Consider the following 24,110-nt stretch of genomic DNA (forward strand, 5'->3'; position numbering starts at 1 on the left):
CGTCCCGAAAGCGCGATTGTCAACCCGTCACGCCTCACGAAGCCGCGATGGAACTTTTCGGAGAGCGGGCCGTTGTTACGCACATTTTGGCGCGCGGGGCAGGCTCGCGGCGCGACGTTTGTTGTCCTCGTGCGGGAGGAATTTGGTGCGCGCCTTTCCGAGTCAGCGCCTGCTTGGCAATGCGCCCGAAGGCACGCCCATCCCCGACAGCAAGGCCGAATTGCCGCCGGTCATCCGGCGCGCGGAGGTCGTCGCCTTTGCGCTGGTCGCGCTGCTGGTCATCGTCGTGGTGGCTGTGCTGTATCTGGCACGCGCCTTCTTCCTTCCGATCACGATGGCCTTCATCGTCGGCACCATGCTGTCGCCGGCGGCAAGCCTGCTCGAACGCTACCGGATCCCGCGCCCGCTCGGCGCCGTGCTGATCGTGATCGCGGTCGGCGCGGCGGTCGCCTTCATGGTCGGGCTGATCGCCTCCCCGGTGATGGAATGGAGCTCGCGGCTGCCCGAGCTCGGCGCGATGCTGAAGGAGAAGCTGCATGTGTTCGACCGGCCGCTGGCGCTGTGGCAGGAGCTACAGAGCATGGTCGGCGGCTCCGACACGCTGGCCGCGTTCCAGCTGCCGAAATTCGAATGGGTGCAGCCGACGCTGGAATTCCTGTCGCCGACCTTCGCCGAATTCCTGCTGTTCGTCGCGACCCTGATCCTGTTCATCGCGAGCTGGAAGGATTTGCGCCGCGCCCTGGTGATGACCTTCAACGAACGCGCGGCGCGGCTTCGGACGCTGCGGATCCTCAACGAACTCGAGACCCATCTCGGCAACTATCTGCTGACGGTGACCATGATCAATGTCGGCGTCGGCATCGCCACCGGCGTGATCTGCGCGGCGACCGGCACGCCCAATCCGGCGGGGCTCGGCGCGCTCGCTGCGACGCTGAATTTCATTCCGATCATCGGCCCGGTCGCGATGTTCGTGGTGCTGGTCGTGGTCGGCATCATCTCTGCGCCGACCGTCGGTGCCGGGCTGCTGGCGCCGGCCTGCTTCGCGGCCGTAACCTTCATGGAAGGACATTTCGTGACGCCGACGATCGTCGGCCGCAGGCTGTCGCTGAATGCGCTCGCGGTCTTCCTGGCGCTTGCGTTCTGGACTTGGCTGTGGGGCCCGATGGGCGCCTTCCTGTCGTCACCACTGTTGATCGTCGGATTGATCGTCAAGGAGCATTTGATGCCGGTCAATTCGCCGCAGCTGCCGGAGGGCTAACACAGCGTCTTCAATCGAAGCGGGGCACCGCTTCGATTGAAGAGAAAAGAGTCGAGCAACAAAGCCGGTTGCACAATTGGAACCTTGCGTGGAGCGAAACGTTTTTCACGACACGCGAATTCTCCGGGAGCTTTCGATGTCGAGCACGGACAGCGCATTTGGGATCAAGAACATGACGGACAAAGCGACCTATGAACGCCTCGAAAAGGATGTCACCGCCGTGAAGAACGATATCGCAGCCCTCACCGAACAGATCACCGACGCGCTCAATTCGTTTGCGAACAATGCCGGCAAGCAGGCCCGCCGACACTACAAGGATGCACGCGCCAGCGCCGAATCGACCTTGGACGACGTGTCGGAGCGCGGCAGCGCGATGATGGGCGCGGCGCAGGACGCGGCCTCCTCGATCGAGGAAACGCTGGAAGAGGTGATCACGCAACGGCCGCTGGCGACCGTCGGCCTTGCGCTTGGTCTCGGCTTTCTGATCGGCGTCACCTGGCGTCGCTAGCCAGACCGCATGCGCACCCTGCGCAATCCATCCTTCTGGGCGAGATGGCAGCGCTGGTGCGCCGCCACCTCGTTTGTCGATGCGCTTTTCAAGGCAAGATTCAGGGCACGGACCATCAATGCTTCAGCGGCTGATCAATGACGTCAAGGAATCCACCGGCAGCGCGCTGCGGCTGACGTCGCTTGCGGCCGCGGCCGGGATCGCGCTGTTCATCACGGTCGCCTTCCTGTGCGCGGCGGCCTTCGTCTATGTGCTGCAGCACTATGGGCCGGTGGAAGCGTGCCTCTCCGGCGCCGCGGTATTCCTGATCGTCGCGCTGATCGTGATTGCCGTCTACGCGGCACGCAAGCGCGAGATGCAGAGGCGCGCCGAGAAAGCTGCGAAGGCCGCGAAATCAGCCGCGGCAACCGCGTTCGCCGACCCCGCATTGATCGCCACCGGCCTGCAGATCGTCCGCGCCATCGGCGTCAAGCGCCTGATCCCGATCCTCGCGGTCGGTGGGCTGGCGCTCGGCCTGATGGCAAGCCGCGGCGCGGCGAGCGGCGATAGCGAGCCGGACGAAGAAGAATAGCAGCGCCTATCAACCGTCATTCCTGGGCTCGCGCCAAGGGGCGCCCCCAATTGCGCTATTGCGCACCGGGGAATGACGGTGAGATACCGGAGTTCAAGTCACGCAGCGGCCGGGCTGCAGCAGCTTGGCGACCTCGGTCAGGACGCTGACCACGGGCTCGCAGGCCACCTTGCGGGTATCGCCCGGGCTGGCGCGACCGGGTGCTGCCGGGTGATTGCGGGCCTCTTCCCTGGCCACAGGGACGCGGACCAGCACCGATGTATCGGGAAGCCGATCGACCTTCAGCGCGACCGTGCGACTCGCCAGGCCGGCCGCCGGAACCGCGGCGCGGTCGGTCTTCGCAGCGCGATTGACTGCGCTCTCCGGCGCCAATGCGGTCGTGACCTGCTGGCCGCCGATGAGATCATGACCGGATGCGAGCTGGACTGCGCCGAGCGTCAGTCCGACCGCCAACACAGCAAAAACTGCCTTCTGTCTCTTCGACATGGTGATGTCCTTCGCCCCATGGAAATCCGCTAAACAATCCCTCGGCGAGCACGGACACAACGCGAACGAAACCCGTGGGGTTCTCGCGTCCGGCCATCACTTAACCGTGTACGGAAAAATTTTCACACGCGCGGAACGAGTCCGGGGGTCTGCGAGTCATTGCAACAGCCGGTTATTCCCCCTGCCCCATTGACCGGCGACGTAGGGCGCGACCGTGGTGATGCCGGTCGCGCCCTGCTCTTTTTTCAGCGGCTCTTCTGGCCTTTCACGCGCGATGCGTCAGCCGGCCTGTCGTGCATGCTCCGTCTCGCAAGCGGGTCAGTGCACGGACGGCCCTCGCGCCGAGGCGGAAGGGCCGTCTGCTTCACGCATCGTCGCCGGATGGCGCGTCCTGGGATCGAACAACCGTCACCTCACGGCATGACGGGCAACGACCGACATGAAACTTGATTCCGGTCGTCTGGTCGTCGACGAGCATCAATTCGCTCAAGGGCTCGCCGCATTTGCAAGTCACCGTCTTCTTATCGGCAAAATACATCTGATGTCCTCCACAAGCCTGGAGATTTCATCTCGTCATCGGGGCGAGCCCGATTGCGCCGCGCTCGCCCCGCTCGCTTCCACTCCTTCTCGATCTGTCTGATCCGGCCTATCCGGATGCGAGGGGTCGGCTCCCGGCGGCTACTTCGTTGCGGCCTGCGCTGCTTCGCGCGCCTCGCGTTCGGCCTTGAGGCGTTGGAAATTGTCGTAGAAGGCCTTCTCGTTGGCGCGATGCTCTTTCATCGCCTGCGACGCCTCTTGCTGACGCTGCGCGTCACGGTCCTTGCGCTGCTGGGGAGTCAAATTCATACGGCACTCCGATAAGCTATTGAATCGACGATGGATTCAACGCACATCGCGGCAAAAGGTTGCATCCCCGCGGAGCTTTCCGTGGATATGAAGCGGGACGAATGGTCGTGATGGAGCCGCGCGCGCGGCCTATTTGCGCAGGCTCGCCCAGACGCCGCCGAGGATCAGCAAGCCGCCGACCAAATGGATCAGCTTGGGTGGCTCGCCAAGGATCAGCCATGACAACAGTGCGCTGGCGATCGGCGCGACATAGAGCACCAGCGACGTCCGCACCGAGCCGAATCGTGCACCGAGCCAGGCGAAGCCGGCATAGGCGAGCAGGCCGGGCACCAGGCCGGCGAAGACATAGGCCTCGAATGCCCGGGCATTGAAGACCGCCGCCGGCGAGGTCCACATTTCCAGAAGCGCCGGCGGCAGCGAGCACAGCGCACCGGCTGCCGAGAACAGGCTGACCCGCGCCAGCAGCGAAGCGCGCGGCGCGACGCGGGACTGCACCAGCGTGTAGCCCGACCAGCCGAGCATCGCACCGACCACCAACAGATCGCCCCAGGCCGCGCTCGATTGCGTCAGCGCCTCGAGGTGCCCGCCGGAGACGATCAAGAGCGCCCCGGCGAGCGCCAGCGCGGTGCCGAGCCATTGCAGCGGACCGATATGCTCGATGCCGAGCGCGGCCGAGATCAACAGCACCATGATCGGCGACAGCGCGAAGATCAGCGCGATGTGGATCGCGGTGGTCGTGATGCCCGCGATGTAGACCGGGCCGCCGCACAGGAACATGCCGAGGAAGCCGGCGGCGAGGATCGGCCACAGATTCTGCGCCAGCGGGATCTTGCCGTCCCGGACCGCCGCGATCGCGAACGGCGCCAGTCCGATGGCGATGATGCTCCAGCGGAAGAAAGCCAGCGAGAACGGCGGCACCGACCCGGCAAGGCCGCGCGCCAAAACCTGATTGGAGGCCTGCCCAACCGCGACCAGGATGAAGCCGGTCAGCGCGACCGTATCGTCCCAGCCGGTGGCCGGCCGGGCGGCCTGCGCTTTTGGCAGCTCGGCATCCATGACACCGCCCCCTCCGCCAGCGTGCCGCTACTGCTCCGCCGCTTCCTGCTCCATGTCGCGGCCGGACATGTCCTCGCCCTGCATGTTGGCGTATTCGCGCGCCATCTCGCGCATCAGGAATTTGGCCGGGACGTCGTGATAGGTACCGTGGTCGTTGACGTACTGCATGTAGGCACGGCCCTCGCCATCGAACGGATGCAGCAGCGCGTCGGAATGGCCGTCGAAGTCGAGCGGCTTGACGCCGAGCTTGGCGCACAGCGTGTCGTTGAAGGTCGGGGTCGCCTTGCGCCAGGCGCCGTCGACGAACACTTCGGTGAAGCCGTGCCAGGTGAACAGGTCCGAGCCCATGCTCTGGCGCAGCTTCTCGGTGGTGAGGTGGTTGCGGACATCGGCGAAGCCGACCCGGGCCGGGATGCCGTGAACCCGACAGGCCGCGGCATACAGCGCCGCCTTGCCGACGCAGTAGCCGTTGCCGGCCGCGAGCACGCTGGAAGCCCGATAGCTCTCAGGCGAGCGCATGCTGACATAGGGGTTGTAGCGAATGCCGTCGCGGACCGCGGTGTAGAGCCGGCTCGCTTTGTCGCGCGCGCTGGCGCCAGCCGGGACGGCGGCGCGGGCGAACGCCTCGACGGCGGGATGGTCGCTGTCGACATATTCGCCGGGATCGGTGTAGAGGCGGCTGATCGTGTCAGTGAGGTGCTCGGTCATGGCGCAAGCTTAGCAAGCCGTGAGCCCAGTTCAATGCAGCTGACGCAGCCCTGCCCCGCCGGGCCGCCCGTTTGACGGGTTTGCGGTGTCCACTTCGCTCGAAAAAGCTCTAGTTCCTGAAGCGTTCGTCCCACTGCGGCGGCCGGTAGCTGCGCTTCTTCGCCTTGAAATATTCGCGCGCAAAATGGATGCCGATCCCGATCAGGAACGGTGGGGCGAGCGCGGTGGCAATCATCAGCGCGGTGATCGATTTCGGCGTCAGGATGTCCAGCACCATCGACGCCAGCAGCCACAGCGTGGCTGCGATCACCGCGACGTCGACGTGCTTCATTCCCCGTCTTTCCCTTAGGTCCAAAACTGCCATCCGGGTTCCATCCTACCGGCTGGCCCGGCATGCGCCAAGGATTCCGGCGGCAGACGATACCTCCAGTCCTTCACTTTTTTGGAACGCCCCGCGCGCCATGTTGATCCGCATGTAGCGAATCCGGGAGGCCGCAATGGGCAATTCCAGTGACATCCACAATGGCGTCGATCGTCCCGCCAGCCGGAACGACGTCAATGACGCCGTTGGCGACGGACTAGCCAGAGCGATCTGAAGTCATGATGTGAAGTCATGGGGCCGTCGCAGGGCCGCGGCCAAATATCGAAAACAACCCCATGCAAAGCAACCCGTGTCGGCCGGCGTTCAAACCAAGCAACTTGACACGCCGGGCAACTCAGAGACGAACTTCTAATATTCAGAAATTTCCCGGTGTCCACGCCAAGGATGACGGCTGACCATGGTCTGCCGCGCCCGGCAGGAGCATCAGCCTTGCGGCGGTCATCAGGGGACTTCATCCGCATCAACGTGGGAATGGCAGGCAAGCAAGCGGCGGGAGCGAGTTGACGCTCCCGCCGCTCGATTTGTCGCGCTATTCGCTCATCGACAGCATCGCGTTCAGCTCGACGGCCGTGCGCAGCTGCTCGATGCGCGCGGCCGTCTGCTCGCGTTCGGCGCCTTGCGGCAACCGCGCGAGCTGGCTCTCGAGGCGCATCCGATGCTCTTCGAGCCGCTGCTCGAACGTATGAGGCTCAGAACGTTTCCGCTTTTGAATCGTCTTCATCGTTGACCCTTGGCGGTTGCAGACCGGGACTGTTGGCCCAGCGGTCCAGTTGATCGATGACCCGTGCGTGGCTCGGCCGCCGCGGTTTCGGCGCTGCCGGCTCGTCGGATAGTTTTCGGGGAAGCTTGACGTCGTTGGTCATGGCATCTCTCCCTCAACACAACGGGACAGCGGCAGGACCGTTCCAATATTTTCCTACTTAAAGTATTGATTTTGCTTGTTAATTATACTCAATCAACGTTTTTGTCTCAATCCATGGAACCCAATGTGAGTTGGTCGGTTTAGCAAATTACTCATTCAGCTAAGTTTGGGTTTTTCCAATGAACGAGCTGCGCGGCGAACGGTTGCAGGTCATGTTGTCGCCTGAGGAATTGGCTGCCCTCGACGATTTCCGTTTCAAGCACCGTATGCCGACCCGCGCCGCGGCGGTCCGCGAGCTCCTCAAGCTCGGTTTGGCCGGCGTCGGCACCGACGGAACGGCGGGGGTGAAGTCCAGCGAATACGGGGTGTTCGATCGCGGGCCCGAGGGGCACACGCAAGCAGACGCGCCGCAAGAGGATTGACGGCGCATGGGCTTCGATATCGCGGCTCAGCCCGCAACGAACAGGTCCACTATCGCCTTCAAAGTGCAGACAACGAGCGCCGACGTGAACATCGCCGTGCCGAAATCCGCGAGATAAAGCAGCTGCGCCTTCTGCTCTGCATCAAGCTGCGCGATCGCCTTGCGCATGGCCAGGCTCCCTTTTGGGAAGAACGCGATGTGCCAACGTCCGTTCCTGCGCGGCCTCACGCCCGCTGCAACGCCAGCGTCACGCCGCCGAGCGTCAGCGCCATGGCGCCGATCTCGCGCAGCCCCAACGGCTCGCCGAGGATGATCGCCGCCGACACCACGCCGATCACGGGCACCAGCAGCATGCCGGTCGACGCCGATGTCGGCGGCAGGCGGCGCAGCGTCTCGAACCAGGTGAGATAGCAGATGCCCATCGGCATCAGCGTCATATAGGCGAAGCAGCCGAGGCCGAACGGCGTGATCGCGGAGTAATTCGGATGCTCGAACAGAATTCCGAGCACGAGCATCACGAGACAGCCGATGCCGACCTGCCAGGCGACCACCGGCAGCGGCGGCATTGGCAGCGGCTTGCGGTTCAGCACATTGCCGAGCGCGAACAGGATGGCGCAGGCGAGCGCGAGCGCGATGCCGGTGAGCTTGTCGGCGCTGAACGCAAAGCCGCCACTGCCGAGCAGCAGCGCGACGCCGGCAACGCCGAGCACCAGCGCCGCCAGATCCCGCAACGTCGGGCGGCTGTGCAGCACCGGCCAGGCGAACAGCATCGCCCAGATCGGCATCGTGTAGGCCAGCAAGGCGCCCTCGCCGACCGTGACGAACTTCATCGCGATGGTGCCAAAGCCCATCCAGGCGAAGACGTTGGTGAAGGAGGCGAACAACAGCCGCGGGACCGCCTCGCGCGGCACCGCGAGCGACTGGCCGCGCGCCAGCGCCAGGCTGCCCAGGATCACCGCGGCGCAGGTGCCGGCAAGCCCACGGGCGAACAGCGGCGGCCATAGCTGCAACAACAGCTTCATCAACGGCCAGTTCAGGGCCCAGCCGAACGCCGTTACCAGAAGGCAGAGAAAGCCGATCGATCTGTCGCGCCGCGTCGAATCCATGGGCCAGCGCTTAGCAGGCGTGCGGCCGCGATTCTACGTCGTGTGGCGCATGCGGGGCCGCGCCAGACGCGCGAAGACCCCGGATCGCGCCGCGCTCCGGGGACCTCAGGCAAAGGTGCTGATCGTGATCCGCGGCCAGCCCTCGCTGGTCCGCGCGGCGGCAAGCTTGCTGGTCCAGGCATCGATCAGGCTCGCAATCAGAAGGCGGCCGGTGGCGCGCATGTCAGGGAGCTTCATCGTGGGCGTGCCGAGCGTGAGCGCGACCACGCCATGGGTGGCCGCAAGCAGCGCGCTCGCCAGCCGCTGCGGCAGGCCCGGCGCCGGTTCGGCTCCCCGGGCTGCGAGATACTCCCGCACCGAGATCACGAACAGCTCGTAGCTGCGGCGCGCGATCTCGGTCTCGCCGAAATAGACGCCGTCGGGAAACCGGCGATCCTCGATCGTGCCGGACATCGAGAACAGCGATCGGAAATGATCGGGATTGTCGGCCCAATAGTCGAGATAGGTTTCCATCACTTGCCGCAGCCGCAGGTCACTGTCGGCGGTCTGCGCGCGAACCCGCTCGAGCTGGCCCGCGACGGCTTCGAGGTTCTGCTGCTTGACCGCGAGCAGCAGCAGCAGCTTGGTCGGGTAATATTTGAGGACGGTGCCCTTCGAGTAGCCGATCGCGTCGGCGATCTTCTGGATCGAGACGGTCTCCAGCGTGCCGGCGGCGAACTCCTTGCGCGCGGTCTCGAGGATCAGCGCCTTCAGCGCCTCCTTGTCGGCTTCCTGGCGCGCCCTGCGCTGAAAGCGCCGCGCCCCCTTGCTGGATCGCTCCTCGATCGACATTGCCGTCTCCTAGAGACTTTTCCGGTCCGATGGAATCGAAACGAGGTCTCCCCTTGTCATATCCAAGTTAATTGACTATGGTCAATTAACTTGGATATAACGGGAGGATCCGATGAGCATCGCTGTGAGCCCCCTTGCCGGCGACATGGTCCGCAGCGATTTCGATCCGTTCAGCCCGGCGACGCGGGCCGATCCGTACGGCACCTACGCCGGGTTGCGTGCCGCGGCGCCGGTCATTCGCCTGACCAAATACGACATCTGGGCGGTGCCGCGCTTTGCCGAGGTCAAGGCGATCTTCGGAGACCACGTCAATTTCAGCAACGCGGGCGGCGCTGGGCTTGCCAACCACTTCAAGGAGAAGCCGTGGCGGCCGCCGAGCATCGTGCTGGAAGCCGATCCGCCGCTGCACACCCGGACCCGCGCGGTGCTGGCGCGGATCCTCTCGCCTGGCGCGATGCGGCGGCTCGCCGATGACTTCAAGGCCAAGGCTGCAACGCTCGTCGACGGGCTGGTCGAACGCGGATCGTTCGACGCCATCAAGGACATCGCCGAAGTGTTTCCGGTCAGCGTGTTTCCAGACGCACTCGGCATCGACCAGGAGGGCCGCGAGAACTTCCTGACCTATGGCGCGATGGTGTTCGCGGGCTTCGGGCCCGAGAACGACTACTCTCGCGATTTGATGCAGCAGGCGCCTCGCGTGCTGCCCTGGGTCGCTGCGCGCTGCCAGCGCGAGGCGCTGCGCCCAGGCAGCTTTGGCGCGCAGGTCTACGAGGCCGCCGACACCGGCGAGATTAGCACGGAGGAAGCGCCGCTGCTGGTACGCTCGCTGCTCTCGGCGGGGCTCGACACCACGATCAGCGCCATCGGCATGGCACTGTACACGCTGGCGCGCCATCCCGAGCAATGGGCGCTGCTCGCAGCCGATCCTGCGCTGTCGCGCGCGGCCTTCGACGAGACATTGCGCTTCGATTCACCGGCGCCGTTCGTGTTCCGCACCACGCCGCACGAGACCGAGATCGCAGGCGTCACGATCGGCAAGCACGAGAAGGTGCTGCTGCTGCTTGCCTCTGCCAACCGCGACGAGACGCGCTGGGAGCATGCCGACCAGTTCGACGTCAGGCGGCGGCTGTCCGGGCACATGGGCTTCGGCGTCGGCATCCATGGCTGCGTCGGGCAGATGGTGGCGCGGCTGGAGGCGGAGGCCGTGATCGCAGCGCTTGCGAGCCGCGTGAAGCAGTTCGAGATCGCGGGCCCGGTCGCGTTCCGCGACAGCTCCGGCCTGCGGGCGCTCAGCACGATGCCGGTCCGGGTGACGCTGAAGTAGCTTTGCGCAAGGGACCAGACCGGCCGCTGAACAGCCGCCGCTTCCGGATCACGGATTAGATCCCGTCCAGGACCTCGCGGACCTTAGTAGCCAGCTCGTCGATCGAGAACGGCTTCGGCAGCAGATTGGTGCCGGGGTCGAGGATGCCGTTGTGAACGATGGCATTGCGGGTGTAGCCGGTGGTGTAGAGCACCTTGAGGCCCGGGATACGCTCGCGGGCCTGAACTGCGAGTTCATGGCCGGACATCGCGGGCATGACGACATCGGTAAACAGCAGCACGACGGAAAGTCCGCCGTCGAGCAATTGCAAAGCCTCCCGCGGATTGGCCGCGCCAATCACGGTGTAGCCGAGCTCGCGCAGCGCCTCGACCGAGATGACGCGCACACGCTCCTCGTCTTCCACCACCAGGACGACTTCGGTTTTCTGGCCGCGATAGGAGGCGATCGGCGTCCGCCTGACAAAATCGGGCCCCGCCTCGCCGCGATGCCGCGGCAGATAGATCTTGACGGTCGTGCCGACATCGATCTCCGAATAGATCCTGACATGCCCGCCGGACTGACGCACGAAACCATAGACCTGGCTGAGACCGAGGCCGGTGCCCTTGCCGATGCCCTTGGTGGTGAAGAAGGGATCGAATGCCTTGGCCATCACCTCTTCGCTCATGCCGCTGCCGTTATCGGCGACCGCGATCATGACATATTGGCCCGACGGAATGGCGTAAGCCTTGGCCGCGATCTCGTCCACATAGGCGTTGGATGTCTCCAGCGTGAGCTTGCCGCCGTCCGGCATCGCATCGCGGCCATTGACGCAGAGATTGAGGACGGCGTTTTCGAGTTGCCCGGGATCGGCGCGCACCTGCCAAACCCCGGCAGTCAGCACAGCTTCCAGACTGGTGGTCTCGCCGAGCGTCCGCGCCAGCAAGTCCGCCATCCCCGCGATCATCCGGTTGGGATCGAAGGTCACCGGCGCCAGCGGCTGCTGACGCGAGAAGGCGAGCAGACGCTGCGTCAATCCGGCGGCGCGTTGCGCGGCATCCACGGCCGCGTCGAGGAAGCGATCAACGTCGATCTCCCCCTTGGCGAGCTTGCGCTGCATGAGATTGAGCCCGGCGATGATCACGGCGAGCATGTTGTTGAAGTCGTGTGCGATGCCGCCAGTCAACTGTCCGACCGCCTCCATCTTCTGGACCTGACGCAACTGCTCCTCGGCCTTGGTCCGCTCCTGCACCTCCTCCAGGACGCGCTGCTCCAGCGTGGCGTTGAGCGCTTGCAGCGCAGCCTCGGCGCGGCGACGCTCGACCAATTCGCGCTCGGCGGCCTGGAACAGCCGCGCGGTGTCGATCGCGGTCGCAGCCTGCGCCGCGATGCCGGCGATCAGACGCTCCGCCCGTTCATCGAAAATGCCCGGCTCCGGGTGACCGAAGAACAGCCCGCCCAGCACCTCGCCGGATCGCGACACCACGGGCGCGGCGAGATAGCTGCGCACCGGCAGATGTCCTTTCGGCATCCCGTAATGTGGATCGCTCTTGCCGTAACGCGGATCCTCCAGAATGTCGTCCGACCGCACGATCGCATCGCCGCTGAAGGTCGGCGCGAACACCGCGGTGTTGCGCGGCATCGGAAATTGCGAGAATGCCTCGCGCGGCGCGCCGGACAGGGTGTAGAGCGTGTAGCTCTCCCCCGTGTCGTTGATCACATTGTAGAAGAACGAACCGAACGCGGCGCCGGTCAATTCAGTCGCGGCATCGGTGACGATCTGAACCGCCCTATCAAGATTGAGTTCGCCGGCGACCGTGCTGCCCACCTTGTTCAGGAGTTCGAGGACGTGGGCCTCCTCCTCGAGCCTTGCAGAACGTTCAGACCGCGTGGCCGAAAGCTCGAGATTGGCGGCAACACGCGCCAGCAGTTCGCGGGCACTGAACGGCTTGACGAGATAATCATCCGCACCGATCTGCAGGCCCTCGACCTTCGCCTCCTCGCCTGCGCGGGCCGACAGGAAGATCACCGGCAGGCCCTTGAGCTCCTCGTCGGAGCGGAGCGCATTGAGAAGGCTGATGCCGTCGAGGCGCGGCATCATGATGTCGCTCAATACGAGGGCGGGCCGACGCCGCCATGCGGCCTCGAGCGCCGCCTGGCCATCTTCGACGGCCTCGACGTCGTAGAGCGGCGCGAGCAGGCGACGCACATATTCGCGCATGTCGGCATTGTCGTCCGCGAGCAGGATGCGCTGTCGCTGCCCCACGACGGCGGGCGCCACGAAGCCGAGATCCTCCGACGACGACGGATCGGGCCGATCATCGACTCCACCGCCCTCCAGCCATCCCATCGCTTCGTCGAGATAGGCCTGGGCGCGGGCGCTGCTCGGCATGGACGATTTGCCCGCGCCGATCTGCTCGGCAGGCAAATGCTCGGTCCCGAACGGCAGCGTCACCGTGAACGTTGTGCCACGCTCGACCTGGCTTTCGACCGAGATCTGCCCGCCATGCTGCTTGACGAGTTCGCGCACCAGCGCAAGGCCAATGCCGCTTCCTTCGAATGAGCGGCCGCGCGCCCCTTCGACACGCTGAAACCGTTCGAAGATGCGCGACAGCGCGGGTGCGGGAATGCCGGTCCCGGTGTCGCGCACCGCGATCTCGGCGTGAGCGCCATCAGCCGAAGCCTTGATCGAGACCCCGATCTCGCCCGCGAAGGTGAACTTGAAGGCATTTGACAGCAGGTTGAGAACGATCTTCTCCCACATGTCACGGTCGACATAGAGAGGCTGTGGCAGCGGCTGAGCCTCGATCACGAGACGCAGGCCGGCCTTCTCGATGGCCGACCGGAAGTTCGACGCGAGATCCGACGTCAGCGCGACGAGATCGACCGGCTCGAAAGCGGCCGAGACGCGACCTGCCTCGATCCTCGCAAAATCCAGCAGCGTGTTGACGAGCTTCAGCAGGCGCTGGCCATTGCGATGGGCGATATCGGCCAGCGAACGTTGCCCCGGCAGCAGCTGACCACCGGCTTCGGACAGCAGCTCCTCCAGCGGGCTCAACATCAAGGTGAGCGGCGTGCGGAATTCATGGCTGACATTGGAGAAGAAGGTGGTCTTGGCGCGGTCGATCTCGGCCAGCGCCTCGGCGCGACGGCGCTCGTCCTCATAGGCCTGGGCGTTGTTGATGGCCGCCGTGATCTGCGCGGATACGAGCCCGAGAAAGCTCGTGTAGCGTTCGTCATAGAGTCGGACCGGACTGAGGCCCGCGATCAGGAATCCCGCGAGCGCATCACCGGCGGCAAGAATCGGAAGCACGACGGCCTGCTCCGGCGCTTGGCGCCAACCGCCGGACGGGAAATCGACGCCGAACATCGGCTTCAGGTTTTGCACCAAAACGCCGTCGCGGCTCGCCTGCGCCTCGGCGATCGGCCATGCAGCGCTGCCATCGAGCGCGAGCTGCGGGATGACTCCGGCATGGTCGCGAGCGATGCCGCTTGTCGCGGCCAGCCGCGCGACCTGCTCCTGCGAATCGATCAGATAGATCATCGCGAATGGCAGATCCCGAAGATCGGTCGCAATCGCAGCCGCACTGCGTTCGCAGGCCTCGCCGACGCTGCGGGCCTCGGCGGAGCGGCTGGCAAGCTCGCGCAGCAGCGAGAGTTGCCGCTCGCTGATCACCCGCTGGGTATCGTCGGTGTTGGCGCAGAAGATCCCGGCAGGCAGGCCGTCGGCATCGGGAATCGGGCTGTAGGAGAAGGTGTAATAGGTTTCTTCCGGAAAGCCGTTGCGCTCCATGATCAGGAGCTGCGCCTCGACATAAGTCCCTTCGCTCCCGCTCATCGCCTTGGTGAGCAGCGGCGCGATGTCGTTCCAGATCTCGCGCCAGACCACACGGGTCGGCTGCCCGAGCGCACGTGGATGCTTGCCGCCGATGATCGATTTGTAGGGATCGTTGTAGAGGAAGGTAAGATCGTCGCCCCATCCGATCCAGATCGGCTGCTGCGACGTCAGCATGATGCGGACCGCGGTCTTCAGGCTGTCAGGCCAAGTCTCGGGCGGACCTATCGAGGTGCTCGCCCAATCGAAATCCTTGCTGAGCCCGGCCAGCTCGCTGCTTCCGATGAAGAGACGTTCAGTGGTTTCGCCTCGCAATGTCGTCGGAGTCTGCAATCTCGACACAACGGCTCCCGGCAAACCTCAATAATGAAAAGCAAACGCCTTTTGACAATGCCGGTTCCTCGCCGCGCCGTGGCTGTTGCACCGCCCATAGCAAGATCATGGCTCATGAAAAACCGGCGCACCTTGCGGTACGCCGGTCCGAGTTTCCAGCCTAGATCAAATCAGGTCGTCATGCCGACGCCGCGCGCGGCGTGCGGTTGCGCGAGTTGCGCTGGAAGAACAGCGCCTGGCTCGCCACCGCCGACACCATCGCCGGCTGGAACGGCTTGGAGATCAGGAACGCCGGCTCCGGCCGCTCGCCGGTCAGGAAGCGCTCCGGATAGGCGGTGATGAACACCACCGGCACCTCGAAGGTGCGCAGCAACTCGTTCACCGCATCGAGTCCCGACGAGCCGTCGGCGAGCTGGATGTCGGCGAGGATCAGACCGGGCTTCTTGTTCTTGGCAAGCGCGACCGCATCGGAATGCGTGCGCGCAACGCCGATGACGTTATGGCCGAGATTCTTCACCAGGCTCTCGAGGTCCATCGCGATGAAGGTCTCGTCCTCGATGATCAGGACATCGGTGGCGATCTCCGCGGCCATCTCGCGGCCGGCGGCGTCGGTCAACTTGCGCGTCTCGGCGATGTCGGTGCCGAGAATATAGCCGACCTCCTCTTCCGAGAAACCTTCCAGCGACAACAGCAGAAAGGCCTGCCGCGGCAGCGGCGTGATGTTGGAGAGTCGGCGCTCCGGCGGCAGCGACAGCGTCGCCACCTCCTCATTGTCGTTGTTGTTCACCGCCACCGAATTCCATATCTGGGTGAACAGCCGAAACAGGCCGGCGCGCGGGCCGTGCGTCTGGTCGAGCAGCGATCCATCCTGCAACAAGGCCTCGAGCATGGCCCCGACATAGGCGTCCCCTGACGCCTGGTTTCCGGTCAGTGCGCGTGCGTAGCGGCGCAACAGCGGAAGGTGTTCGGCAACGATCTGCGATCGGGACATTCCCACTCCATCCTTGTTCGTGAGGCCTTGCAGCCTGAAACCTTTCGTCTCGGGGCGGCGTACCAATCTGAGCGACCCCGGTTCCCCTGCATGCCCGATTACGCGCGAAAGCCGAAAAAGTTCCACGAAATAGTTCCAGCGTTCCGGAACTTTATCGGCAACTTCGCATTAGCTCCTGACCGACGAGGCAACGCGGCCAGCCTCTCTTTTCGAGGAAATAGCTTGAAAATCAGAGACTTAACTCCCGGGGAAGCGTGGATCACATCATGAAGGAAGTAAAGAAGCAGGGCGGTCTGAACGCCGAGATTCAATCCAGAATCGGCCACCAGCTTCGCGCCATGTACGACGACGTGGTGCGGCAAGGGGTGCCCGACCGCTTTGCGGAGTTGATCCGCAAACTCGACGGCCCTGAGGCTGCCGCGGCGGCCGTCGCCGGGGGCGATACCGACAAGAACAATGGAGGGGACTAATGCCTCTCACGAATGAACTTCGCGACGATATCCTTGCATCGGTCCCTAGCCTGCGTGCGTTCGCGATCTCGCTGTCCGGCAACGGTGACCGCGCCGACGATCTGGTGCAGGAGACGTTGCTGCGCGCGATCGCCAATATCGACTCGTTCCAGCCCGGCTCGAACCTGCCCGCGTGGCTGTTCACGATCCTGCGCAACCTGTTCCGCTCCGACTACCGGAAGCGGCGTCGTGAGGTCGAGGACGCCGAGGGCAACTACGCCAAGACGCTGAAGAGCCAGCCGTCGCAGGCAGCGCATCTGGAGTTCGAGGAATTCCGCACCGCGCTCGAAAAGCTGCCACAGGACCAGCGCGAGGCGTTGATCCTGGTCGGTGCCTCCGGCTTCTCCTACGAGGATGCCGCGGCGATCTGCGGCTGCGCGGTCGGCACCATCAAGAGCCGCGTCAACCGCGCGCGCTCGAAGCTGTCGGCGCTGCTCTATGTCGACAGCGCCGAGGATTTCGGCCCCGACAATACCGTGCGCGCCGTGATCGGCGGCAACGGCGGGTAGACAGACGCGATGCGAGACGGAAAGGCGGCCCGGTCGGGCCGCCTTTTCTTTTGCAAGGGGTCCTGCGGGCCGGAGCGGCGCGCCGCGAGCAGCCCGTCGCGCGGGATGATCGAATGAAGGATCACGAACTGAGTTGGATCCTGACGCCACCAGCCGCGCCGACGGCCTCGCCCTAGAGCCTTTCCGTTCCGATGGAATTGGAACGGGGCTCTAGGTTCTCGTGTTGACGCGTTTTCTTCACGCGAACCGGCATCCACTTCGTTCGAAAACGCTCTAGCTCGCCATCGCATTCCTGACGACGGCAGGCTTGAAGCCGTTGCGCAGCTCGAGAATCTTTCCCGCGATTTCGGTCACCGGGACCGGGTGGCTGAGCAGGAAGCCCTGAGCCTCGTTGCAGCCTTCCGCGCGCATGTGGTTCAGCTGTTCGATGGTCTCGATTCCCTCGGCGATCGTGGTCATGCCGAGGCTCTTGCCGAGACTGATGACGGCGCGGACGATCGATTTCGATCCATGCGTCGCGGTCGCGTCGCGGACGAACGACTTGTCGATCTTGAGCTTGTCGAACGGGAAGCTGCGCAGATAGCTCAGCGAGGAATAGCCGGTGCCAAAATCATCCAGCGCGATGCGCAGCCCGAGCGCCTTCAGCTTGTGCAGCGTCGCCAGCGTCTCGTTGCTGTTGGCGAGAAACACCGATTCGGTGATCTCGAGCTCGAGCCGGCGCGGCGACAATTTCGACGCCGCCAGCGCACCGACGACGACGTCGATGAAGTCAGAATCGCGAAACTGTACCGCGGAGACGTTGACCGCGAGCTTCATCTCGTTCGGCCAGGTGGCGGCCTGTTCGCAGGCACGATTGACCACCCATTCTCCCAGCGGGCGGATCAGCCCAATCTCTTCCGCGATCGGGATGAACTGGTCCGGCGGCACCAGTCCGCGCTTGGGGTGATGCCAGCGCAGCAGGGCCTCGAAGCCGCAGATGCGGTCGAGATGCAGGTCGTAGAGCGGCTGGTAGTACAGCGAGAACTCGTCCTTGCCCATCGCCTCGCGCAGGTCGAGCTCGAGCGCCCGGCGCCGTTGCAGGCTGGCGTCCATCGCCGGCTCGAAGAAGCGCCAGGTGCCGCGGCCCTCCATCTTGGCGCGGTACAGCGCGACGTCGGCGTTCTTCAGCAGCTTCTCGCCGGTGGTGCCGTCGCCCGGCGACATCGAAATGCCGACGCTGCATCCGACCACGACGCGATGGCCGTTCAGCTCGTACGACGCCCCGACGCATTCCACGATGCGGCGGGCGAGACGTTCGGAATCCTCGGCACTCTGCACGCCGCACTGGATCACCGCGAACTCGTCGCCGCCCAAACGCGCGACGGTATCGACCTCGCGGACGCAGGCATTGAGCCGGTCCGCGACCGCGCACAACAGCTCATCGCCGACCGGATGCCCGAGCGTGTCGTTGACCTGCTTGAAATTGTCGAGGTCGAGGCAGAACACCGCAAAGCCGAGTCCGCGGCCGACCTGCCCGACCGCCTGCTCGATCCGCTCGCCGAGCAAGGTGCGGTTCGGCAATTTGGTCAGCGCGTCGTGCCGGGCCATGAACGCGATCTGCGACTCGGCACGCTGCTGCTCGGTGACGTCCTCGCAGGTGACGAGCCAGCCGCCGTCGGATGTCGGCCGCTGCGCGATGGCGATGATCCGCCCGTCGTTGAGATGCTGCAAATAGTTGCCGCCCTCGTGCTGGGCCAGCGATCTCTCACGCTCTGCCAGCAGGTCGGCGACGGTGCGATCGCCATGATTGCCGGCGGCGATGCTGAGGTCGAGCACGTCTTCCATGGTCATCCCGGGAACGACGAGCTCCGGCGAAATATCGAAGATCTCGCAGAACCGGCGATTGGCGACTTGCAGCCGCGCCTCGCTGTTGTAGAGACACAGGCCCTGCGACATGTGGGTGAGCGCCGCGTCGAGCCGCAGATTGGTCGCGTGCAGCTCGGCCTTCTGCTGCTTCAGCGCGGAGATATCGCTGTACACGAGGACGACGCCGCCCTCCTGCGTCTCGCTGCGGCTGACGCGCAGCCAGCGTCCGTCCGCAAGCTGCGCCTCGCTCGCAAACCCATCGACCTCGCGATCGGCCGGCGCCAGGTCGGCGGCATCGAACCGATTCGACTGCAACAACTGCGGCGAAAGGTGGATGAACTCGCTCGCACGCGAATTGGCGAGAGCGACCTGGCCGTCCGCATCGAGCAATACGACACCCTCACGCGACGTCTCGAGCGCGTCCGAGAGCCGCGCCTGCGCGGAACGACGCTGCGACACCTCTTGATTGACCATCCGCCTGATGTTGTCGCGCATGGTTTCCATGGCGGTCAGCAGCGTGCCGAGCTCGTCGGTGCCGCCCTTCGGAATCGTCGCATCGAGGTCGCCGCCGGCGATGCTCCGCGCGGCCCTCGATGCGATGGCGACGGGCCCGATGATGCGGCGCGCCAGCAACCATGAAAACAGCGCCGACAAGAACAGCGCGACGGTGAGCCCCGCCACGTTCAGTTGCAGATCCCGCTTGATCGTCGAGAGCGCGCGCTGCCGGAACAAGAAACCGTCGCCGGCCGTATAGTTCACCAGCAGCTCGACCTGCTGGCCGACGATCCTGGAATAGCGATCGAGGTCGCCGACCGAGGTGCCGGATGCATGCGGATCGGATGCCGGGCTTCCCTGCATTGCGGAGCCGACCGCACGGCGATGCAGCGCCATCCAGGCGTCGGCGGCTTCCTGGACCTTGGCGGCGGCTTGTGCCGCCCGCGAGGACTGCGACCGATCGGCGGCGATCGTCAGGTCTTCGGAGAGCGTCTTCGCGAGCTTTTCGATCTGGCTGTCGAGGCTCGCGCGGAGCTCCGGGTCCGTCGTCAGCAACCGCTCCATCGACGCGACCCGCATCGCGGCAAAGTCGGCGCCGGCGGCCCGCGCGTAGTTGATCGACATCAGGGATTCGTCGAACGTCTTCGCCACCAGATCGCCGGCGTGACGGATGCCGAGGATGGAGTATCCGCCAAGGGCGACCGCAATGGCGCTCATCGCGAGACAGAAAATCAGAATCTGGGCGCGGATCGATCCCTTGGTCAGGGCAAGGCGCGACAGACGGCCGGTTGCGAACCGAAGCGCCTCCTCGCCCTTCACCCTAAGGTTGCTAACCAGGCTGTCCATACCCGCGCTTCGCCGTAGTGCTCGATACTCAAGCCACGCGAAAGGCGCAGCACTGCGAAATATGGTCTTTTCAAAATTGCCTAAGTAGTGACTGGAACTGATGCCAAAATCGTTAAGATCAGCTGGCGATAATCACCCTCACAGGTAATCCGGGACGCACAACTTTGCACCCTGGGGTAGCCGTGTCGGGTGTTCGAGGTTGAAGCGGAGTTTTCATGCAGTCAGGCTTGTTGCGCGCCGCGCGCCTCGGTCAGTTCGGCCGCGCGCCAATTGCGGGAGCTGTCGTCGCCGGCACGCTGGCCGGGGCGGCTCTGGGCGCGGGCCCCTATGCGATTTCGCAGAAGGATCGCGAATTCAGGCCCGCGGAAATCTCGATCAAGCGGGGCGAGGTTTTACGGTTCGTTAACGATGACGGCGAGCTGTTGCATCACGCTTATTTGAGCAGCGATACGTTCAGCTTCGACTCGGGCGACCAGCAGCCGGGCAGCAAGTTCGACGTCACCTTCTCGGTACCCGGCGACTATACGGTGTTGTGCGGCATTCATCCGAAGATGAAACTCGTCGTCCACGTCGCCAAATAGCCCCGCGAGCCGGCGCTGGATCTACAGGACCGAGGTCTTGAACAGCGCCGCATGGCCGAAATAGTAGACGAATAGCGTCACCGACAGCGCGGCGCAGAGTGCGACCGGCGCAAGCCACGGCGCGCGACGATCGCGCGGCAGCACCTTGTTGTCGGCGACGATCGCAAGCAGGACGGCGATGATCGCCGAATGCCCGATCGTGTCGATCTTGCCGAATTCGAAACAGGCGCTGATGAACATCCCCGTCAGCACGGCGGCGGCGCAGCGCCGGATCAGCGGCGTCCAGATCAAGGCAAAGGCGAGTGCGAATTCCACCATGCCGGCGGCGCGCATGTAGAACTCGTTGTCGAAGCCGAGGGTCATCGCGGCATGCTCGATCAGAAGCGGGAAGCTCCATTCCGGGTAGGCCCATTTTTCAACGGAAGCCCACATCAAGGTCACCGCCGCGGCGTACCGCATCACGTCGATCGGCCGAACTCCGAACAGATCCCTGTTCAACCCGACGAGGGCGAAATAGGCGGCGACGCCGAGGAAGATCGGGTAGTCGGCGAGATGGAAGATGCCGTAGTCGCGGATACCGATCCCGAACAGGATCACCATCCCCGCCGCCGACAGCGGCAGCGTGCGCCGCGACAGCATTCCGGCGGCGATGAGAAGTTGCACCGTGGCCACGAACTGCGACGTCGTCTTCAACTCCGGTGTCAGCAGGATGCCGCCCACCGCCCAGATCGAGATGAAGAAGAACGCGCAAACGGCGCGCATCATGTGCTCGGTGTACAGCCGCAGTCCCGCGGTGACGCGATCAAGCGCCCGGATCGTCGCCTCACCGAGCGACGTGGGCTCGATCAGGCAACCCGCAAACAGCCAGAACACGGCGGTGCCGAGCAGCAGTTCGAAATCGAGGCAAAGGACATTCTCAAGTCCGCGCGGCTGGCCGGCGACGTCGTAGGCGCAGAACCATTTGACATGCGCCTCGGCATCGCGCGCGGCCACGACGCAGAACAGAACCGCCGCAAGGCATGTGGTAACAAAGGAGCGCACGGCCGAGCCGGCACCTCGCGCCCATTCACTAAACATCGAACCGACCGCCCACACACTTAAGGACTTGTTTAACTTATATCAAATTTTAGCGTTTTGTGCCGGCCCGACACCTCTTGGTTGTGTCGTGGTTAATGTTGGCGGGCCGGTTCCCGGTGCCGTCCTTCGTGACATCTCTTCAACCGGTTGCTTACAATTTTAGCTAGTTCCGGCAGGGGAGCTCAATTCAACTGTCGTAGTGCAATCCGGACAAATCGGATCGGGAGGCCGGTATCATGTTCGGAGCGTTGAGTATCGTCACTATCGGGGTGGGATCGGCCCTCGCCTACGCGACCAGATCGTACCGATTGCGTGCGGACCTGTTCGAGGCCTGCGCCGGTGTCTGCCTGATCGCCGGACTGGGCCTGCTCGGGGCCTCGCTGCCGCACCTCGCCTGACCAGGCTTGCTGCCAACCATTTTGTTTCTGAGCGGCCATATTCGAAGGTCCTGAAGACCTCGGGCTGAGGTCAGCGCGGCAGCTTGGGCACCCCGGGCAACGGCGGGTTCGTGGCGGTCAGCGATTCAAGAAAGGCGACGAGGTCCTTCTTCTCGCTTGCCGTCAGTGACAAGGGCCTGATATCGGGCGAGCGGCTCGGCCGTTCGATCCCGCCCCTGTTGTAGAGATCGATGACATCTTCCAGCGTCGGGACCGATCCATCGTGCATGTAGGGCGCACGGCGCGCGACGTCACGCAATGTCGGGGTCTTGAACGCATATTTCAGCTTTGCCGAGGTCGGAAAGAAGCGGCCGCGTCCAATGTCATTGCCTTTGGCGGTGCCGATATCCTGAAATGATCCATCGGAGAAGGATGGGCCGCTGTGACAGGACGAGCAACGCGCCTTGCCGTTGAACAGCTCAAAGCCGTGCCGGGCCGATGCGCTGATCGCACTGTCGTCGCCCTTGATCCAGCGGTCGAACGGCGCCTCGCCGGCCACGATCGAGCGCTCGAAGGTCGCCAGCGACTGCTCGATCCTCGGACGCGTGATCGCTGCATCCCCGAACGCATGCGTGAACGCGTCGGCATAGCCTGATATCGCCGAGAGGCGCGCGATCAATTCCGCCTCGGTCATGTTCAGGTTCATCGGACTGAGCAGCGGCCCGAACGCGACGGATTCGAGGTCCCTGAACTTGCCGTCCCACCCCAAGGGCTCGAAGAAGGCGACATCGATCAATGTCGGCGAGCGGATCGGCATGCCTTTGGGGTCCTCCCCGATGGCACGCGGAAGTCCGTCACCCCATGACAGGGTCGGATTGTGGCAGGTCGCGCAGGAGCGCGTCTTGGACCGCGACAGCAGCGGATCGAAGAACAGCATCTGCCCAAGCGCCGACTTCGCCTCGGAATAGGGATTGCTGCTCGGGAACGGAATGACGTCCGGCCGGCGATAGCTGGCGCGGATTGTCGCGGGGTCGCGGGGCGCCGGCGCTGGCGCCGTGGTCAGCGCAAGTGACAGCCCGGCCGGCAAAACTGCCGCGAGCAAGGTCAGGCTGACCCAAAGCCTCATCGGTTCCTCAAGCGGTATCCTGCTCGGTGTATGCCGCAGCATGTTCAACGAAGTTTTAACGGTCGATTGCGTGCAACTACGAATGCCGGGCGTCGATCATCGATGATGTCGACGCTTTCGCGCGCAATCCGCGCAACGGCCACGCCTCACAACCTGAAGCGGCCGCGCCGCTACTTCTTCGCCGGGCGCACCGGCGCGGAGAACTGCTCGGTGCGGTCGCGTTCGGTCATGTCGACGACGGTGTCCATCGGCGCCGTCAGCTCGTAGACATAGGAAACGTCGGTGAAATAGCGCTTCGCGGTGCCGCCCAGCGCCTCGGGCGCGACGCGGTCGAGCAGGATCAGGCCGAAGTCGCTGTCGGCCCGCCGTGTCGCCTGGCTGGTGTTGAACTCCTCCCAACGGAAATGGAACACCGCGTCCGCATCGTCGCCCGTGACCTCCCAATTGGCCACGATGTGCGGGTGCTTGCCGACCAACGACAGCCCTTCGTCGGAGTGCGAGGCGAGTTCGAAGAACAGCAGCGACAGCGATTGCGCGGCGCGGGCGCTGACGGTGATGTCGGGCCCGTTCACCGCAATCCGGTCGGCATGCGGGATCGAGCGCGATTCGAACAGGCCCTTCAGCTTCACGCCCTGCCACTGGCTCTCGCTGAGCAGCGTGACCACGTTCGACATCGCGTGGATGCGCCCGATCAACAGCTCGCGGGCGACGTCGATATCGGCGCCGTGCCGCAGCGTGCGGGTCACGATCGACTGGATCACCGCCAGGATGTTCTTGACCCGGTGATTGAGCTCGTCGATCACGGCGGTCAGCCGGCGCTCGAACCCGATCCGGACCTCGATCTCGCGGCTGAGCCGCAGATTGTTGTAGGCGACATAACCGAACAGGCCGCAGACGATGCCGGTCAGCGCAAGCCCGATCGCCGCGACGATGGTCGCGGTCTGCTGCGCACGCACCGTGGCATTGCTCTTGGCATAGTAGTCCAGCGACCAGTCGCGGCCTCCGAACGTGACCGTGCGGACCATCGACGGCATCGGGCCGTCCTGGCGCACCGCGCGTGAGGTGACGATGCCCTGCTCGTTGGCGGTGAACTCGTCGTTGGAGTCGCGCGGATCCTTCAACGCCACCGCGAACAGCGAGCTGTCGTCGTTGGTCAGCATCAGCGCCGACAGCTCATACGAGAACGTGATGAAGCCGGCCGGCTCGGAGGCGCCTTCCTGGAACACCGGCGCGGCGAGCACGACGCCGACC

Annotated in this window: 25 protein-coding genes; 9 read left to right on the forward strand and 16 right to left on the reverse strand. The window is 64.5% G+C overall.

Translation table 11 applies throughout. The features are described from left to right. The first annotated feature begins 145 nt into the window (after positions 1 to 145). From B2W55_RS15820 to B2W55_RS15830, 3 genes are all read left to right on the forward strand, one after another. Positions 146 to 1,258, forward strand: coding sequence for an AI-2E family transporter (locus B2W55_RS15820; protein WP_024581898.1), 1,113 nt, complete (start codon positions 146 to 148; stop codon positions 1,256 to 1,258). A gap of 136 nt (positions 1,259 to 1,394) precedes the next feature. Then, entirely contained in the window at positions 1,395 to 1,766 is a 372-nt protein-coding gene (locus B2W55_RS15825; protein ID WP_024581897.1) for a DUF883 family protein, read from the forward strand. 118 nt (positions 1,767 to 1,884) lie between these two features. Further along, on the forward strand, positions 1,885 to 2,337 hold the full coding sequence (locus B2W55_RS15830) for a hypothetical protein (RefSeq protein ID WP_024581896.1): 453 nt from the start codon (positions 1,885 to 1,887) through the stop codon (positions 2,335 to 2,337). A gap of 93 nt (positions 2,338 to 2,430) precedes the next feature. Here the strand turns inward: B2W55_RS15830 and B2W55_RS15835 are convergent, their stop codons facing one another. The 7 genes from B2W55_RS15835 to B2W55_RS15865 all read right to left on the reverse strand — a co-directional run bounded on the left by B2W55_RS15835 (position 2,431) and on the right by B2W55_RS15865 (position 6,678). Then, the gene (locus B2W55_RS15835; protein ID WP_024581895.1) at positions 2,431 to 2,823 is read right to left on the reverse strand and encodes a hypothetical protein; all 393 of its coding nucleotides are present in this window, start codon (positions 2,821 to 2,823) and stop codon (positions 2,431 to 2,433) included. A gap of 678 nt (positions 2,824 to 3,501) precedes the next feature. Beyond that, positions 3,502 to 3,669 carry a hypothetical protein gene (locus tag B2W55_RS15840; RefSeq protein WP_168200224.1) on the reverse strand — a complete coding sequence of 56 codons (168 nt, stop codon included), beginning with the start codon at positions 3,667 to 3,669 and terminating at the stop codon, positions 3,502 to 3,504. A gap of 129 nt (positions 3,670 to 3,798) precedes the next feature. Next, the gene (locus B2W55_RS15845; protein WP_024581894.1) at positions 3,799 to 4,725 is read right to left on the reverse strand and encodes a DMT family transporter; all 927 of its coding nucleotides are present in this window, start codon (positions 4,723 to 4,725) and stop codon (positions 3,799 to 3,801) included. Positions 4,726 to 4,752: 27 nt separating this feature from the next. Then, on the reverse strand, positions 4,753 to 5,433 hold the full coding sequence (locus B2W55_RS15850; protein ID WP_024581893.1) for a transglutaminase-like domain-containing protein: 681 nt from the start codon (positions 5,431 to 5,433) through the stop codon (positions 4,753 to 4,755). A 109-nt stretch (positions 5,434 to 5,542) separates the two neighbouring features. Then, positions 5,543 to 5,764: a hypothetical protein gene (locus B2W55_RS15855; RefSeq protein WP_024581892.1), complete on the reverse strand. Its 222-nt coding sequence runs from the start codon at positions 5,762 to 5,764 to the stop codon at positions 5,543 to 5,545. Between the two features lie 580 nt (positions 5,765 to 6,344). Beyond that, complete coding sequence (locus B2W55_RS15860) at positions 6,345 to 6,467, reverse strand: hypothetical protein (protein ID WP_256372055.1); 123 nt, start codon at positions 6,465 to 6,467, stop codon at positions 6,345 to 6,347. A gap of 37 nt (positions 6,468 to 6,504) precedes the next feature. Continuing rightward, on the reverse strand, positions 6,505 to 6,678 hold the full coding sequence (locus B2W55_RS15865; protein ID WP_168200225.1) for a hypothetical protein: 174 nt from the start codon (positions 6,676 to 6,678) through the stop codon (positions 6,505 to 6,507). A 178-nt stretch (positions 6,679 to 6,856) separates the two neighbouring features. Between B2W55_RS15865 and B2W55_RS15870 the strand changes: the two genes are divergently transcribed. Beyond that, the gene (locus B2W55_RS15870) at positions 6,857 to 7,099 is read left to right on the forward strand and encodes a hypothetical protein (protein ID WP_024581891.1); all 243 of its coding nucleotides are present in this window, start codon (positions 6,857 to 6,859) and stop codon (positions 7,097 to 7,099) included. 26 nt (positions 7,100 to 7,125) lie between these two features. Here the strand turns inward: B2W55_RS15870 and B2W55_RS15875 are convergent, their stop codons facing one another. The 3 genes from B2W55_RS15875 to B2W55_RS15885 all read right to left on the reverse strand — a co-directional run bounded on the left by B2W55_RS15875 (position 7,126) and on the right by B2W55_RS15885 (position 9,035). Further along, complete coding sequence (locus tag B2W55_RS15875; protein ID WP_160306634.1) at positions 7,126 to 7,266, reverse strand: hypothetical protein; 141 nt, start codon at positions 7,264 to 7,266, stop codon at positions 7,126 to 7,128. A 56-nt stretch (positions 7,267 to 7,322) separates the two neighbouring features. Further along, positions 7,323 to 8,204 (reverse strand): DMT family transporter, encoded by an 882-nt coding sequence (locus B2W55_RS15880; protein ID WP_024581890.1) that lies wholly within the window; start codon positions 8,202 to 8,204, stop codon positions 7,323 to 7,325. 105 nt (positions 8,205 to 8,309) lie between these two features. Beyond that, complete coding sequence (locus B2W55_RS15885; RefSeq protein WP_024581889.1) at positions 8,310 to 9,035, reverse strand: TetR/AcrR family transcriptional regulator; 726 nt, start codon at positions 9,033 to 9,035, stop codon at positions 8,310 to 8,312. Positions 9,036 to 9,147: 112 nt separating this feature from the next. Between B2W55_RS15885 and B2W55_RS15890 the strand changes: the two genes are divergently transcribed. After that, positions 9,148 to 10,359: a cytochrome P450 gene (locus B2W55_RS15890; protein ID WP_024581888.1), complete on the forward strand. Its 1,212-nt coding sequence runs from the start codon at positions 9,148 to 9,150 to the stop codon at positions 10,357 to 10,359. A 55-nt stretch (positions 10,360 to 10,414) separates the two neighbouring features. Here B2W55_RS15890 and B2W55_RS15895 read toward each other — a convergent pair whose 3' ends face one another. Together B2W55_RS15895 and B2W55_RS15900 are read right to left on the reverse strand one after the other, a co-directional pair. After that, positions 10,415 to 14,512: an ATP-binding protein gene (locus B2W55_RS15895; protein WP_051404296.1), complete on the reverse strand. Its 4,098-nt coding sequence runs from the start codon at positions 14,510 to 14,512 to the stop codon at positions 10,415 to 10,417. Between the two features lie 169 nt (positions 14,513 to 14,681). Beyond that, complete coding sequence (locus tag B2W55_RS15900; RefSeq protein WP_024581886.1) at positions 14,682 to 15,494, reverse strand: response regulator; 813 nt, start codon at positions 15,492 to 15,494, stop codon at positions 14,682 to 14,684. Between the two features lie 266 nt (positions 15,495 to 15,760). Here B2W55_RS15900 and B2W55_RS15905 point away from each other — a divergent pair, with 266 nt between their 5' ends. Continuing rightward, a complete protein-coding gene (locus tag B2W55_RS15905) occupies positions 15,761 to 15,964 on the forward strand; it encodes a NepR family anti-sigma factor (protein ID WP_018269610.1) in 204 nt (67 codons plus the stop codon). Further along, entirely contained in the window at positions 15,964 to 16,512 is a 549-nt protein-coding gene (locus B2W55_RS15910; protein WP_024581885.1) for a sigma-70 family RNA polymerase sigma factor, read from the forward strand. The genes B2W55_RS15905 and B2W55_RS15910 overlap by 1 nt, the downstream gene beginning before the upstream one ends. A gap of 273 nt (positions 16,513 to 16,785) precedes the next feature. Here B2W55_RS15910 and B2W55_RS15915 read toward each other — a convergent pair whose 3' ends face one another. After that, a complete protein-coding gene (locus B2W55_RS15915) occupies positions 16,786 to 19,698 on the reverse strand; it encodes an EAL domain-containing protein (RefSeq protein ID WP_024581884.1) in 2,913 nt (970 codons plus the stop codon). A gap of 215 nt (positions 19,699 to 19,913) precedes the next feature. Here B2W55_RS15915 and B2W55_RS15920 point away from each other — a divergent pair, with 215 nt between their 5' ends. Continuing rightward, positions 19,914 to 20,279 (forward strand): methylamine utilization protein, encoded by a 366-nt coding sequence (locus tag B2W55_RS15920; RefSeq protein WP_024581883.1) that lies wholly within the window; start codon positions 19,914 to 19,916, stop codon positions 20,277 to 20,279. 21 nt (positions 20,280 to 20,300) lie between these two features. Here the strand turns inward: B2W55_RS15920 and B2W55_RS15925 are convergent, their stop codons facing one another. Next, the gene (locus B2W55_RS15925; RefSeq protein WP_024581882.1) at positions 20,301 to 21,284 is read right to left on the reverse strand and encodes a hypothetical protein; all 984 of its coding nucleotides are present in this window, start codon (positions 21,282 to 21,284) and stop codon (positions 20,301 to 20,303) included. A gap of 320 nt (positions 21,285 to 21,604) precedes the next feature. Between B2W55_RS15925 and B2W55_RS15930 the strand changes: the two genes are divergently transcribed. Continuing rightward, positions 21,605 to 21,754, forward strand: coding sequence for a hypothetical protein (locus tag B2W55_RS15930; protein ID WP_162487035.1), 150 nt, complete (start codon positions 21,605 to 21,607; stop codon positions 21,752 to 21,754). Positions 21,755 to 21,824: 70 nt separating this feature from the next. Here B2W55_RS15930 and B2W55_RS15935 read toward each other — a convergent pair whose 3' ends face one another. Next, positions 21,825 to 22,859 carry a cytochrome-c peroxidase gene (locus B2W55_RS15935; protein WP_024581881.1) on the reverse strand — a complete coding sequence of 345 codons (1,035 nt, stop codon included), beginning with the start codon at positions 22,857 to 22,859 and terminating at the stop codon, positions 21,825 to 21,827. Between the two features lie 170 nt (positions 22,860 to 23,029). After that, positions 23,030 to 24,110: HWE histidine kinase domain-containing protein (locus tag B2W55_RS15940; protein WP_291532244.1), on the reverse strand; the 1,081-nt coding region annotated here is incomplete at its 5' end.

This window comes from Bradyrhizobium sp. UBA2491, assembly GCF_002341725.1.
In the GTDB taxonomy this organism is placed as follows: domain Bacteria; phylum Pseudomonadota; class Alphaproteobacteria; order Rhizobiales; family Xanthobacteraceae; genus Bradyrhizobium.